The organism is Pseudoalteromonas sp. 1181_04, assembly GCF_052850545.1.
This window is the reverse complement of the sequence record NZ_VXCS01000017.1, coordinates 112,701-126,857: the sequence shown is the minus strand read 5'-3', so window position 1 is coordinate 126,857 and position 14,157 is coordinate 112,701. Positions and strand designations below refer to the sequence as shown.

The following is a 14,157-nucleotide window of genomic DNA, read 5'->3' as shown; positions in this document are numbered from 1 at the left end:
ATGTAACATGTAATGATTGGTTATTAAAATTAATTGTTTTTTAACCAATCTATCAATTCTGAAATATTGTCACCAGATTTATATTCATAAATAGGTACATTGAGCTTGAAGGCAAGTTTTCTTGCTTTAACAGTTTCTTTATATTGCATTTCTTTTAAGATATTTCTATCAATGCTGTGTCCATCTCTATTTTTTAGTCTTTGCTCTATAGTATTTTCATCGCATGTCACATGAATAATCTTAGTCGGGCCTATTTTTGTAAAAATTGTGTCATCGATTTCAATAATAGATTGATCTTTCGCTAACAAGCAAAAATGTCCATCAAGTAAAAAATTAGTTTCTTTTAAGATTGAAATACCATGCAATAAAATCGTTTGATTTTTTTCAGCACTACTCACTAACTTACTAGTTTCTTTATAATCAGAATTATCTTTTATTATTTGGCTACATGAGTATTTGGAGAGCCTAGTTATTGAACTTAGTTGCGAACATAAAGTACCTTTCCCAGCACCATGTATACCAGAGACAAAAATGATTTTTTTCAATTTCCAGTCCTTAAACTTTTTAAATACAAATTAAAATTCAGTCAATATACTTAAATGATTGTGGAGCTTTAAAATTATTGTAAGCTAGATAAGGGTCAACAGGTTCTTCATAGCGAATAAAATCTTTTATTTTTATAGCAAAAGCCGTATTTTTTTCAATAAAGTAGCTATCAAAAAACTCTTTGGATATACCTGAATATTTACTTGTCTTATGCCATAGCTCTTCTGGTGGTAATTCTATTATTTCTTCAACTTCAAACTCCCCAACTATTTTTCCAACAGGCATTGTTGAGTAAATTACTACCGTTTTTATCATGGGACGCTTAAAAACAGCTTTGCGGTATTCAAATATTTTTTCACCTGTAAAAATTTTAGATACAAATTCTGGCTTTATAGAAAGTAATGCTTTCATTGATTATTCACTGCTTTTCGTTTGCTTGCCGACTCATATAAACCTTGGGCAAGACCTATCAATTAGTTTGGAGAGTATATATAAATACTGTCTTTTTATACAGATTATTATTACCCAACTGCCAATTTTCCAGCCTCATGCCACATTTCACTTGGCATGGGGCTTGTTAATTTCCACGTTATATTCATCGGCTGGCTGCCGTTATGGCTTTGGTATTTAACCTCGCCGTAGTTTACAAACCCCATGGTTCGGCCGTTTTCGTCTTTGCCTTGTTCGCGGACAAATAACAGAATGGTTTTACCTGTTTTTTGATGCTCAATATAACTTAGGCCGCGGCCGTGTTCTGGTCGGGCGCTGTTTTGCGTTTGCCAATGAAACAGAGTAGGGCTGATTGCGTAGTCGTGATACAGCGTGGTGGGCGAGTAGGTTTTTTCGCACTTGTTGAGTGTTACAAATAGCAGCTCTAGGTTTTGGTTTTTAAATTCTAAAACGCCTTCGCGAGCGGTCGATTTTTTATCAAACGAGTGCGCCCCAAACGCGGCGAGTATTTGTTGGCGCGTGTAGCGGCTGTGTAATTTTATTGCGTGATTAGGTAGGCACGTTAAATCGCTTTCTTGCTGTTGAATGCGGTTTATTAACAGCGTAATTACTTGAGCAAGTTCGTGCTGTAGCTCTTGGTGTTTAAGGGCTTGTAAGCTCTGTTCGAGGGTTTTAAACCCTAAACTTGTGCCTGTGGTATCCCAAAAATTGTAATGCGCCATAAGCGCGTACTGTTGGTTTTGCGACGTTGGCGTCAAACTAAAGTCGTTGTTACATAAATCACGTAAAAAGCATAAGTAACTGAGCGAGTCGCAGCCGAGTAATTGGGTGTTTATAGCGCGGTAATACGCGGCGTAAATGTCGGCTTGCTCTGCGGGTATTTCATCCCCTTTTAGCCAGTGCCAGCCACCGAGTTTTTTATCTTTTGGTTTGTAAATATCTTCAAGCGTGACCTGGGGGTTTATGCGTAAAAAATTACTTAGGGTTAGCGTGTCATTGGTATGTTGCGAATAGCTATTTATCAGCTGCTGTAAACGGCGTTTAGAGTTTATAGCTTGCTGAATATTTTTTAATATTGTTTGTTGTGTGCGCTTTTGTAGCTCTATACGGCAACCCAGCGGTAAATGCGGGAAGTTGTTTTCAATCTCGGTTTTTATCGGTTGGTTGCTTTTACCAATTAGCGCGCGGAATTTACTGGCAAAGTCATATTCTGGACGGGCATTACCGACAAAGTCGAGTACGGTACAGCACTGCTTTGATCTACCTAAAGAAAAGCTGTTGTCGGGCAGGCGCAGGCCACGGCCGAGTTGCTGTAAAAACAGCGTTAAGCTTTCAGTTGGGCGTAAAAATAACAGAGTATCAACCTCTGGAATATCGACCCCTTCGTTAAAAATATCAACCACACACAGTATTTGTATTTCGCCTTGGCGCAGTGCTTGTTGTTTGTGCGCCCGTTCATTGGTGTTTTTGCTGATCAGCACGTCGGCGTTTATGCCGGCTAAGTTAAACTTAGATGCCATAAACTCTGCGTGCTTTTGGCTTACACAAAATGCCAACGCTTTTATATCGTGAACATTAGTCACTATATCAGCAAGGCTCGATATAATTTTTTTAGCGCGGCTGTTCTCGCCTGTATAAAGGTTACTTAGCTCGCTTATATCGTAACGGCCACCACGCCATGTTATTTGACTTAGGTCGGTGTCATCATCAAGGCCAAAGTACTGAAATGGGCATAAGTGGCGTTGATTTATTGCCTCTGGCAAGCGAATTTCAGCGGCTATTACGTCGCAAAAATCATCGAGTATATTGGCACCGTCTTGTCGCTCTGGTGTGGCAGTTAAGCCAAGTAATATTGTGGGCGTAAAGTGATTTAGTATAGCGCGATAACTGGCGGCGCTTACGTGATGCACTTCGTCTATCACAATGTAGTCGTAGTAATCGTGGGTTAGATTGAGCGATTCAATTTGGCTATTCAGCGTTTGGATTGACGCAAATAATTGGTTATAGCGCTGTGGTTTGTAGTTACCCACCCACAGCTCACCAAAGTCGTTATTTTTAAGCACGCCACGGTAAGCGCTTTGCGCTTGTTGGAGTATTTCTTCGCGGTGGGCTACAAACAAAAAGTGTGCATTTGGGTTTTTGTCGTAAACGGTTTTAAAATCGAACGCCGATATTATTGTTTTACCAGTGCCCGTTGCGGCCACCACTAAATTTTTAAAACGATTATGTACGCTGCGCTCTACGCTTAGTTTTTCTAAAATAGCGAGCTGATGGGTTTTTGGTGTGATATCAAAATAAAACTGGCTGCTTGCTTGGCCAACACCGCGTTGCTCATTAAGTGAATTTATGAGCTTTTCTTTACATTCAACTTTACCAGTAAACAGCTCAAAATCGGGTGATTGCCAGTAGGTTTCAAAGGTACTTTTGGTTTTAGCTATGATATGCGGTATTTCTTGCGCGGTAATTTTTAAGTTCCACTCAAGGCCGCTGGTAAGCGCTGAATGCGATAAATTAGACGAGCCAATATAACCGGTATGAAAACCCGTATTACGCATGAACAAGTATGACTTTGCGTGTAAGCGCTCTTGTTGGTTGTTGTAACTAAGTTTTACCTCAGTGTTTGGCAAGTTTGCTAAAAACTCAACCGCTTTAGCATCCGTTGCGCCCATATACGAGGTGGTAATTACTTTGAGTTTGTTACCGCTTTTGGTAAAGGCTTCAAGCTCATTTTTAAATATGCGTAACCCCGTCCATTTTATAAATGAGACAAGCCAGTAAATAGTGTCGGACGATTTAATCTCGCGTTTTAGCTCGGTTTCGAGCGATATACCCGCATTCGCACCGCTAAACAATTCGCTTTGGGTAAGCCCTGTTAGCGGAAAAATATCGTGAGAGTAATCTTTAAGATTGGCCGCAATGGGATTTTGGGTATTAAACAGTGCAGTAAGAATACGCCCTTGGCTGTCGATAAGGTTTTCGTTGATCAGCTCGTCATCGCGAATATGATCTTTAAGCCAAAGCACAAGGCTGTTTGCGAGATTAATTTGCTCTTGTAAACGCTCGCTTGAATTAGGGATTGCATCGATTGCATGTTCAACAAGCTTACCTAAAAAGCGCGAAAGCCACGTAGCCGCCTCAGCCGATTCTAGTTGGCGTTCGCCCACATAAAATTGGTCACGATTTAAATTTTGCTTAATTACTTGTGTAATTAACTGCTCGTAAATACCAATTTGCTGCATTAAATCACTCCATGTTTGCGAGCATTCAGTTTACTAAAAAAACCAATGTAAACAAGCATTAACTCATTATTGGATTAAAGGCAGCTGCCAAGAAAATCCCCCGGTCATTTTGCCCGAAAAACCTCAATTGATGAGTAATTAATTGCATGGAAGCAATTAAAGCCGTGACTTCGCCATGGATGGCGAATACACGGCGTTTATGTTCATATCAATTGAGGTTTTGAGGAAACTGTAAAATCCACGGGGCGCCGTAGGTGACGAGTGACCGAAACGAAGTTTCGCAGCGCGAGGAAGTGGAAGCATGGATGCTGACAGGAACCCAGCTTCACGGATGAATTACTTGCAGCAGAGTCAACTTTGAAAATCGTACGCCCCTTGGTTGCCGTCGCCAACGCGACATTAGCTAGATAAAAATATTTTTCAGTAGAACATTCATAGCTACAAGTTGCCTTGTCTCCAAGCGAGCACTTTGTCTTTAACTTCCGTTGTAAAACCCATACGAGTTTTATTGATTATTATGTTTTCTGAGCCATGAGATGACTTTAATCCCCAAAGATGGGCTGAACGACACATAATAAGCAAAATCTCACCCTCCTTAGCTTTAGGTATTAGATACTCTCTGAGAAACTGTTGTGCTACCCACGAGCTTGGTAAACAATTTGCGATACTTGCTAAATTATCCATATTTTCTGAAGCATAGGGGATTAGGTTTATTACAGCCATTTGATGGCTGGCCTGCTCTAACCTTTGCTCCTTATTAATGTCAGGAAATAAGCTTTTAGCTTTTTGCTCAAACCATTTTCCCCAACCATCTAACTCATAAGGGTATTTTTCAGTTCCTTTTAATTGGTTGATGAGTGTAACTGTATTATGTTTAGATTTTAATGTATCGAGAGATGGAGAGTTAATGCTTGGGTTTGCGTAGCAGAGTACTATTTTTGCGTTTTTAATTGGTCCCCAGTACGGGCCCGGAGGGAAGTCAAAGTTAATATCCCCTTTGATGTCATCTTCAAGTTCTTTCAAAACAATAAGATCGTCAGGATGTTTATAATCTGACGCTTGCTTCATGTTTTCCCAATATTGAAATATGTCCATATCTGAGTTTCCTTAAATTAAAGAGTTTTCGGTTTTTAGTATGATCTAATATTTCTCTGCAAATCTATTAGGACATAGTTCAATTCAATATACATAACTCGGTGTACAACGACAAACTTGCTTAAACGCCGTCGCTAAGACAGTTCCCCGTGATCACACCTGAAATTGAATTAATGATGAGTAATAACAGCGCATGGATGCGCGTTAAGCTGTGACTTCGCCATGGACGGCGAATACACAGCATTTACGTTCATATCATTAATTTAAATTGAGGAAATAGTGTGATCCTCGGGGCGCCGAGAGATTCCAAAGAGAAGTCGGCGGTTACTTCTCTTTGGTTGCCGTCGCCAATGCGACATGTATAAATAAAAGCGACGAGCACCGAGTTACAGGCATCGAGCTTAGATATTAAAAGCTGCGCTTTTCGCGTCAGCAAGCTTAACGCCTACGGTCAACCTAAACGATGCTGTTAAGAAAACTCCCCCGTTACTTTGCCTGAAAAGACTCAATTGATGAGTAATTGATTGCATGGCGGAATTTTATTCCCGACAAATTCTAAGTTTCTAAATCCCTTTAGCCAGTACAAAATGTAAGCCATGAGATTACAAAGTAACAAGTGTTAATAAAAAGTTGACATTGATGTTGTTTGGTCTAAATTTTAACCAGTCATTAAGTTTGTTGAAAAGGAATTTCTGATGAAGCTTTTATTATTTATTGTTTTATGTTCTCTTTTATGTGCTTGCACTGCAAGCACCGGTGATATCTCCATTTATTCCGTCGGTTCAGATAAAAACCTTACCTCTCCTCTTGTTACTGCCAAAGAATTGTATAGTGCTGACGGTATGATATATAAAACTGATGAAGCTCATGCTTTAAGCGGCGATGATACTTTTAGTATTTATTTAACGGATACCTATCTAAGATACCTACCAGATATTGGCGGAGATAATGAAGTTTTGATTGTCGCTGAATTTGAAGAAGTTGTAACAGGAACATCAAGCGATACTATTACCAAAATATTAGGCCCGTATGATTCAATTGCAGATGCTACGAAAGCTCCATTTTTCCATAAAGCGCTATATGGTCCTAAACGAATGGAGAGTGACTTATTAAGTCTCAAATTAAAAATCTATGAGTACGATTTAGATGAAAATGATAAAGCCGGAAGTATTATTGATTTTATCGCAGCAGCAGGAGAGGCTCTAAGTCTATCAAACCCCGTAACCACAGAAGAAATAAAAGTAGCTAAAGAGATCGCAAAGTCTGTTACAGGTACAAATGATAATGACTTAGTATTCCAGCTAGATTTGGACTTTGTTGCAGGTAATTCGCTATATAGACATAGTGGTAACAATAATGTAAATGTTCTGCCTTTAAAAGCTGGTGAAATAGTGCTTATAAAGAAAGAAGTGTGTGCTATTGGGCGATGTTACGACTATTTCAGTAAAGAAGAAGGGATACGCAACCCTGTTGGTTACGCTACAGATATATTACTTTCTCCAATTACAGCAATGACAATTGGTTTAACTGATACACCCGCTGGGTCATCTTTATCAGATGTGGAGCCACAAACGCTTGAAGTGCGTAGCGAAGGGTTAGTTCATAAGTCAAAGTCAGATGAAAAGTCAGATGGAAGCACGGAGAAAGTTAATTATTTTACTGATAAAACTTGGCTTAGATTATCTATTCTCAAAGGTGGGGACCCAGAGCTATGGGAAAAGCGAAAACTACTTTACCCAATAGAGGCTGAAATAAATGGGTTACTAAAAAGCTCTACTGGTATTAAAAGTGATAACCTTACTGCACCTATCGCTTCTTTAAATAAGGCTCAAAAGCAATTAGCAGCAATGAAGCAAAATGGTATAAAACTCGTTTCAAATAACTCCTCAAACAATACACAGTATATTTTAAAAGGCTCAACTAGTGGGGCTATTTGCTTAGATATTCCTACACGATTTAAATTGACACAAGCATTGCCTTTGTTTGATGGAAGCCCACAACAGAAATTACCATCTTACAATAAATATAGATGTTACAAATTGATGCCATCAGTGAAAGCTCAACCTTTTAAAAAGGGTACTTTGTATTTTCAAATAAACTATACAGATAATGATGTTTTAAAATCACACATAGCAACAGTGGAAGTGGTTGATGAATTTCCGGAATGATATACCTCTTATTTTTGAATGCTATCGAGCTTTAACCATCAAGTCTGAAAAACGCAGTGTTTTCACAATCACTACACACTAATGAATAAGACTCTTTGCGTTTGCTCACTTTGGTATTAGCGCTGTTACATTGCGGGCAAGACGTTTTCATTGGTGTGTTGGTATCGCACTCAGCACATGTAACAAAATAGCCGTAGCGGCCTGAGCGCGCTTTAAGCGTCTTGCTATTACTGCACTGTTTACATTGTAAATTTACTTCATTGACAACATTTGGTTGCTCTTCTTTAATTGTTGGAACAATAGATCTTGGTGCAAGAGCTGTTGATTCATTTTGATAAATCGGGCTTGGCTCGTTGAGGCTTGTTGCTAACGCATCAGGTTTTAACTGTGTGGCAGGAGTAATACTTTGCTCCAAAAGAAACTGACAGATCCTAGCTAAGCTTTCTTCACTAAACCATGGGCGAGTATTGGTTGAGAAAAAGTGCAGGGCATTTGGTATTGATGTCGGTAGCTTCATTATGTCTAAAAGTTTATCCGCTATAAACTCTGATTTAACGAGTCGCTCTTCAAGCGTTTTTGGCGTGTTATCTCGATTAATTATGGCATTACTCGATATTGCGCAGATGCTATACCATTCACGGCCACCAAAATTTTGCTGTATTTTACCAAACATCTTTGGCAGGGGTTGAGGAGCATTGTCTCTTACTAAACTTTTTAGTAATGCCAATTGTAGCTCAACTTGTTTGATAGGTGACGGCATACCTTGCCATTGCCCACGGTAACTGCGACTCCACTCTTGATGTTGGTTTATTGCAACTTCACCAGTAATACTTTTTGATTCAATAAGAATAAACCCGTAGGTATAAACAATAAGGTGGTCTATCTGTGCGCTTTCGCCGTTGTGTTTAAACTTTACATCATTAAACACAAATACTTGAGGGTGGTCTTTAAATGCGCGGCGTAAGTAAAATGCTACGTCTAGCTCTTGTTTTTGGCCTGCTTTTAATTTTGCTGAGTTGGTTGTGACGAGCGTTTTATCTTTTAAAATCATGCGGAGTCCTTTCAGTCATGTATTTGTATAGAATAACATTGAAGTACCTAATAAAAATACTGCTCTGATTAATTTGATTTTAAATATTCAGCAAATTTAACACTGAAGATCACAGTATGCTTTTTCGCGTCAGCAAGCTTAACGCCTACGGCAAAATTACACACTGCTGTGAAGACAGTTCCCCCGTGATCACACCCGAAATTAAATTAATGATGAGTAATAACAGCGCATGGATGCGCGTTAAGCTGTGACTTCGCCATGGACGGCGAATACACAGCATTTACGTTCATATCATTAATTTAAATTGAGGAAGCAGTGTGATCCTCGGGGCGCCGTGGGGTTCCAAGGGGCGTACGGCGTTATACGCCCCTTGGTTGCCGTCGCCAACGCGACATAACTAAAAGTTTGCAATTAAAACCCAAAGCGCGAGATAAACTCGCCTACAATTTAAAAGCTGCGCTTTTCGCTTCAACAAGCTAAGCGTATTAAGATTATGGAGTAATTGCATATATTGTATGGGTATTGCTGCATATAAAAAAAACAGATACCATCAAAATAGGAACATATTTAATTTAAAGGATATAAATGAAAATAATCTACCTCTCTTTTTTAGCTCTATGCTCGCTTCATGTAAATGCAGCTATTTTAGATTGCGACTTACAGGGTAAAGATCGCACTATTTATCAATTAGTAAAGCCAATAGCACCCTTTGATAGCTGTAAAAAAGCCGTTGATAATGAAGGCAATATCGTGGGCTATAAATTAAAGAAAGAGGGTTCTTATATTGATATTTCATTTGAAGATGAAAACTTCACACATGAAGATCACTTCTTTGTTTCAGGTAATAAATTGACAGTGAAAGAACTCCTTTTATCTATATATATACCTCAAGGTGAACCTGAAAACGAATATATAAAAGCCCAAAGAAAGAACCTTTTAAAATCAACTACTAGTGGTATTAAATATGATAAAGGTGGGGTTTACTTCTTTGATTTAGAAATAAAAAATTCGGCTTACAAAAACTATGTTGCTTATATTGAAGAAGGTAAACCTAACGAGTTTATTGGTATAGGAACCGACGGAAGAAAAGAATTGCTGATAAAAATAATGTTTAACAAAGGAATGGATGATATCTAAAAAATATGAAGGTATTGATGACAAGGACGTAAAAAAGATCTTTTAGTAAAGGCACAGCTAGCCAAATAGAGATTAACGATAAAGTGATTGAGTTAGTTTGGGAAATGTTAGCTTCATCAAAAGAATGTACTAAGGCCATGCACTTTGTTCCAAGACCACAAGGATTAGCGGCATCTCCTATGTATGTCGCTAAATAACTAGCCCAAATAGCGTATAGAGTATCTGCTGATAAAGATGATTCTGTTTACCACGTATGTAAAGTGTTTTCTGCAAGAGGTTATGCTACAAAAATTAAATTAGCAGGCATGGGTTTGTAAAATTTAATTAAAAACCAAAGCGCGAGATACACTCCCGCTACAATTCAAAAACTTCGCTTTTCGCGTCAGCAAGCTTAACGCCTACGGTGCTAAAAGGAGCTAGGATTTGCTCGTAGCTCGTAGCTCGTAGCTCGTCGCTCGAAGCCCGTCGCTCGAAGCACTTTTTATCTTCTCTGTGTAGCGCCGCGCCTCGGTGAGCTCGGTGGTAAAATTGGTTTTAAAACAATCATAGATTAAGGCAAAGGCGCTAGGTTCTAGGGTAGTGACTAGGAGCTAGGATGTAACCGTAGCCCGTTTTTCAACTTACCAGTTTTACGCTATAAACTAGTCAATTAAAATTTACTTATGGGTTTTAATTTAATTACAAGTATTCATAAGTTAAATGCATTTTACTTATGGTCTTGTTGATTAATTATTTAGTCTAAAAGTAAAGTATCGTTGACTTTTTCTTAAGGTATTCTAGAATTGGTTGTATAAGTAAACTATAGTTGACCATAAATGAGCGATTCCTCCGTCAAAAAAACACTCGGAAGAGTTGTTAAGCGTACTGAAATGCCTGAGCTTTCTAAGCCATTTTCACCCATGCAGCTGGCTAAAGCCATTACTGCAAAGCGAACTGGTATGAAGCTGACATTAGTGGATGTATCACAAGCGCTTGCTATTTCTAAGCCTACGCTAATAAAAATAGAAAAAGGTGATGTAACTGTGCAACTGCATAATGTACTAAAAGTTATGGAGTATTTAGGGTTGTCGTTCAGCCTTGTCAGTGATGATATAGCTCATAGCAATGATGAGGTGAGCGATGAACAGTGGTACTAACACCAATCGTTTAGATGTGTTTATCGGTCAATCGCAAAAGGTGGCTGAGATAACGCTGGCAATAGGCTCTGAAAATGAGATTTCATTTACTTATGAGGCTAAATGGATCAACGAGGGTTTTGCAGTTTCACCACATTTGCCACTCAATGGCGATTTTGACTCTCGTGCAGTACGTAATTATTTGCAAAACTTATTGCCTGAGGGGAAAGGCCTTGAGGAGATCATCAGTAGCACGACCATTTCTAAGAATACATACTCAAACTACCTCTAGATACGAGTTTCAGTTGGAATTAAAAGCGATTTAGGCAAGGCATTGATTGCAAGTAATAGTGGTTCTATTGTTAAAATCAATAACGCAGTATAAATTGCTTTTAAACCAACCCGCTGGGCGTTTCACAGGCACTTACTCTCAGCGTTGTTACTTCTTAAAAGGGACTGCCATTCTTGCAAAGTAACGCCTTGATATTAAGCTCCTGTGAAACGCTGAATTCTGCATCTTGAGGTGGTTTGAGTATACCCTTGGCTTAATTAAAGTGATTGGCGAGGAGACATCAGGTGCTTTATCGTTTAGAGCAAGTAATTGTGCAGTAAAGCAAACCTCCTTTCGTGAAGTAACGAATCACCAATTGAGTCAAAAGTTGAACCGTTTTAAGCAAGCGGGCGAGCCTATTACATTATGGGACGGGCGAACGAGGCTCTCTGTCGCTGGGGTTCAAGATAAGCTTAACTTACTCGAAATCGACGGCAGGCTGGGGTTTGGTGAAGGCGAATTATGTTCTAATAAAATATTTAAGTTTGAAACGGGCGCTGCGCCTTTCATTGCCGTAAATGAGTTATTTACTATGTTGCTGGCAAGAGGCGCAGGACTTGATGTGCCTGACGTTGAATTGCGTAGCTATGGTGAAATGCGGGCCTTTGTTATCGATCGTTTTGATAGGCGTGTTGTTAAAGAGCAAAACCGAGTGTTACGTCGTCATGTTATTGATGGGTGCCAAGCGACAAATTTGCCTCCTTCTTATAAATATGAGCGTCAGCACGGTGATGAAGGCGACGGTATTTATATTCGAGATGGGGTTTCTTTTCCTAAGCTCTTTAATATTGAAACAGTGAATGTGCAAGCGTATCAGGCGCAACTTATTCGCTGGATAACATTTAATATTTTAGTGCGTAATTATGATGCTCATGGTAAGAACATTAGTTTTTTTGTTGGCAAAATGGTTTAGAGCTCACACCGTTTTACGACTTGGTTAATATAGAGGCTATTATTGAACAGGCGGGGATTGATTGTGCAAAAGGTGGTTCAAAGCTAGCTATTTCAAGGCATTATGCAATGTCGCTAGGTGACTATAATTCACAAGGCGCGGGTAATTTTAGTAATGAAATAACGGCTTATATGTTAGCTGATTTTGCTGATGAGTTTGATATTTCTCTTGCGCGTATGCAGCTACTGATGAGTCAAACAATTCAGTCAGTATTAGCTGCAATAACAATGGCTAAAGCGACTGCTATTGCAAATAATTTGTCTAATAGTGAACTAGAACATATCGGCTTATGTATTAACATTATCAATAAAGCAGCTGGCGAACTGAGTGAGCAGGTTGAGCTGTTACCAAGTATGAAAGCGTTTATTTAAGTTTCTTCGGTGTAAGTAAAAGGCGATAGGGAAGTGACTAGGTGCTAGGCTGAATTCATAGCACGTCGCTCGCGACTCGTAGCCCGAAGCTTTTACCTTCTCATTTACCCTCATTATCTTCTCTTTGTGCAAATTGATTGTAAGTGATGTATTCACCACAGAGATTAAGAGGCGCTGCGCTTTAGAGAAAGAATATAAAGACCGCGTCAGCAAGCTTAACGCCTACGGTGGTAAAAGGCGTTAAGGGCTAGGGTGTATTCCGCAGACTGTCGCTCAAAGCACTTTTTATCTTCTCCGTGCAGCGAAGCGCCTCGGTGGCCCTCGGTGGTGAAAGTGGTTTTAAGATAATCACGGCTAAAGCCAGTTCCTACGATTTCAATTCGCAAACTCACACAATGATGCAATTAAGTTTATTACTTGCCTCACTGTGTGAGGCGAATAATGGCATGAGCTTTATATATCAAACGCAAAGGTTTGCTTTAGTAACGGTTGTATATTTGTTTTTATCGCAATGGGTTTGCCATCTGCAAAGCGCTTAGGGTTTACCGTAATAAATCCCCAAAACTCTAAAAACCGCTCTATAAAACGGGATCTGATTAAAACACCTAACAGATCTTGTGGTTCTTTGTATTGCGTAGCTGGCACTTCATTTAGTAGGGCAGGAAATGCGGTAATGACTTCTTCAGTCAATTGCTCAACTGAACCGTGACTTTGGATCCGCCATAGCATAAATACCCAAAAAGTACGTAGATCGCAATCACTGACAAAGCTATCAAAATAGGCCCAATTATAGCGTGTGGTGGCAGCTTCAAGCATGGGTAAGAAGAAAGCTTTTATACCCTGTGTTTGATACTGTTTTTGGGCGGTTTTTTTAACATGGAAACGGCCGCTCTTAAGGTAAATAATGCCTGCAATATCTGCCAAAATTCGGGTGTAATGTAAGGCGTTAATTTTGTCTTCGTTACTACCTGCAAACTCACTGATACTGACAGGCTTTTCATGCTCAGATACGGCAAACTCTGGGAGTAATTCACTTGCTTGCTTGGCTATTTTGGCTGGTAAATTACCTTTGGTTGTTGCTTTAAATGATCCTCCTTGTTGCATCGCTTCATCTAGTATTATCGCTAAGTAGCGCATCACAGGACTTGTTGTTAGCTCATTCGGTATACTTATTGTTACCCCTGCCAACTCATTAAATGGTGCTCTTAGCCAATTATCCATTTGATTGGCTGACAGGCCGCAAAAATCATCTAATGAACTATTGTTGATGCCTGAAATTTTATGTTGAGCTATCAGGTTCATTTCATCTAGGCTTAAATCAGGGTTAGCAGCAATAGTGTGTGCTATTTCGTCAAATACTTCGCTGTGCTGCTTTGATGCGCTATCCATACAACAACGCTTATATTTTTTACCGCTATTACACGAGCATGGATCGTTTCTGCCTAACTTCATATGAAATAACTCTTAGTTTTGAAACTTTGCGTAATTCTAATCAATTTACTGACGTTGGGTCAAAGTAAGGTTTGCATTGATTTGATATTAGCAAACTTAAGTAGCTGGTTCCTACAATTGTAAAAGCGCTAGGATGTTTGCATAAACTCGCTAACTCACACAATGAGGCAATTAAGCAAGCTATTTGCCTCTACTAAATATTAGAGGCGACAACTATCCTGACACAGGGGGAGGCGAATGGTTGTCGGAA

General features: G+C 39.3%; 12 protein-coding genes. 6 read left to right on the top strand and 6 right to left on the bottom strand.

Features of this window, described 5'->3' with window-relative positions; translation table 11 throughout:
- Positions 1–29 precede the first annotated feature (29 nt).
- The 4 genes from FW757_RS15415 to FW757_RS15400 form a co-directional block, all read right to left on the bottom strand.
- Positions 30–545 (bottom strand): ATP-binding protein, encoded by a 516-nt coding sequence (locus FW757_RS15415; RefSeq protein WP_446441410.1) that lies wholly within the window; start codon positions 543–545, stop codon positions 30–32.
- Positions 546–582: 37 nt separating this feature from the next.
- A complete protein-coding gene (locus FW757_RS15410; protein ID WP_446441409.1) occupies positions 583–957 on the bottom strand; it encodes an ASCH domain-containing protein in 375 nt (124 codons plus the stop codon).
- 110 nt (positions 958–1,067) lie between these two features.
- On the bottom strand, positions 1,068–4,235 hold the full coding sequence (locus FW757_RS15405; RefSeq protein ID WP_446441408.1) for a DUF3427 domain-containing protein: 3,168 nt from the start codon (positions 4,233–4,235) through the stop codon (positions 1,068–1,070).
- 438 nt (positions 4,236–4,673) lie between these two features.
- Positions 4,674–5,330 (bottom strand): hypothetical protein, encoded by a 657-nt coding sequence (locus FW757_RS15400; protein ID WP_446441407.1) that lies wholly within the window; start codon positions 5,328–5,330, stop codon positions 4,674–4,676.
- 695 nt (positions 5,331–6,025) lie between these two features.
- Here FW757_RS15400 and FW757_RS15395 point away from each other — a divergent pair.
- Entirely contained in the window at positions 6,026–7,498 is a 1,473-nt protein-coding gene (locus FW757_RS15395) for a hypothetical protein (RefSeq protein WP_182740603.1), read from the top strand.
- 31 nt (positions 7,499–7,529) lie between these two features.
- Here FW757_RS15395 and FW757_RS15390 read toward each other — a convergent pair whose 3' ends face one another.
- Complete coding sequence (locus FW757_RS15390; protein WP_446441406.1) at positions 7,530–8,549, bottom strand: NERD domain-containing protein; 1,020 nt, start codon at positions 8,547–8,549, stop codon at positions 7,530–7,532.
- Between the two features lie 585 nt (positions 8,550–9,134).
- Between FW757_RS15390 and FW757_RS15385 the strand changes: the two genes are divergently transcribed.
- From FW757_RS15385 to FW757_RS15365, 5 genes are all read left to right on the top strand, one after another.
- Complete coding sequence (locus tag FW757_RS15385) at positions 9,135–9,686, top strand: hypothetical protein (RefSeq protein ID WP_182831422.1); 552 nt, start codon at positions 9,135–9,137, stop codon at positions 9,684–9,686.
- An 815-nt stretch (positions 9,687–10,501) separates the two neighbouring features.
- A complete protein-coding gene (locus FW757_RS15380; protein ID WP_145242858.1) occupies positions 10,502–10,822 on the top strand; it encodes a helix-turn-helix domain-containing protein in 321 nt (106 codons plus the stop codon).
- On the top strand, positions 10,806–11,093 hold the full coding sequence (locus FW757_RS15375; protein WP_259398490.1) for a HipA N-terminal domain-containing protein: 288 nt from the start codon (positions 10,806–10,808) through the stop codon (positions 11,091–11,093). Before FW757_RS15380 ends, FW757_RS15375 begins: the two co-directional genes overlap by 17 nt.
- 226 nt (positions 11,094–11,319) lie before the next feature.
- Positions 11,320–12,045: a HipA domain-containing protein gene (locus FW757_RS15370; RefSeq protein WP_446441405.1), complete on the top strand. Its 726-nt coding sequence runs from the start codon at positions 11,320–11,322 to the stop codon at positions 12,043–12,045.
- A gap of 20 nt (positions 12,046–12,065) precedes the next feature.
- Positions 12,066–12,455, top strand: coding sequence for a hypothetical protein (locus FW757_RS15365; protein ID WP_446441404.1), 390 nt, complete (start codon positions 12,066–12,068; stop codon positions 12,453–12,455).
- 453 nt (positions 12,456–12,908) lie between these two features.
- On the opposite strand, the gene FW757_RS15360 is transcribed toward FW757_RS15365, so the two are convergent.
- Positions 12,909–13,907 (bottom strand): YecA family protein, encoded by a 999-nt coding sequence (locus tag FW757_RS15360; protein ID WP_182739999.1) that lies wholly within the window; start codon positions 13,905–13,907, stop codon positions 12,909–12,911.
- Positions 13,908–14,157: the final 250 nt, after the last annotated feature.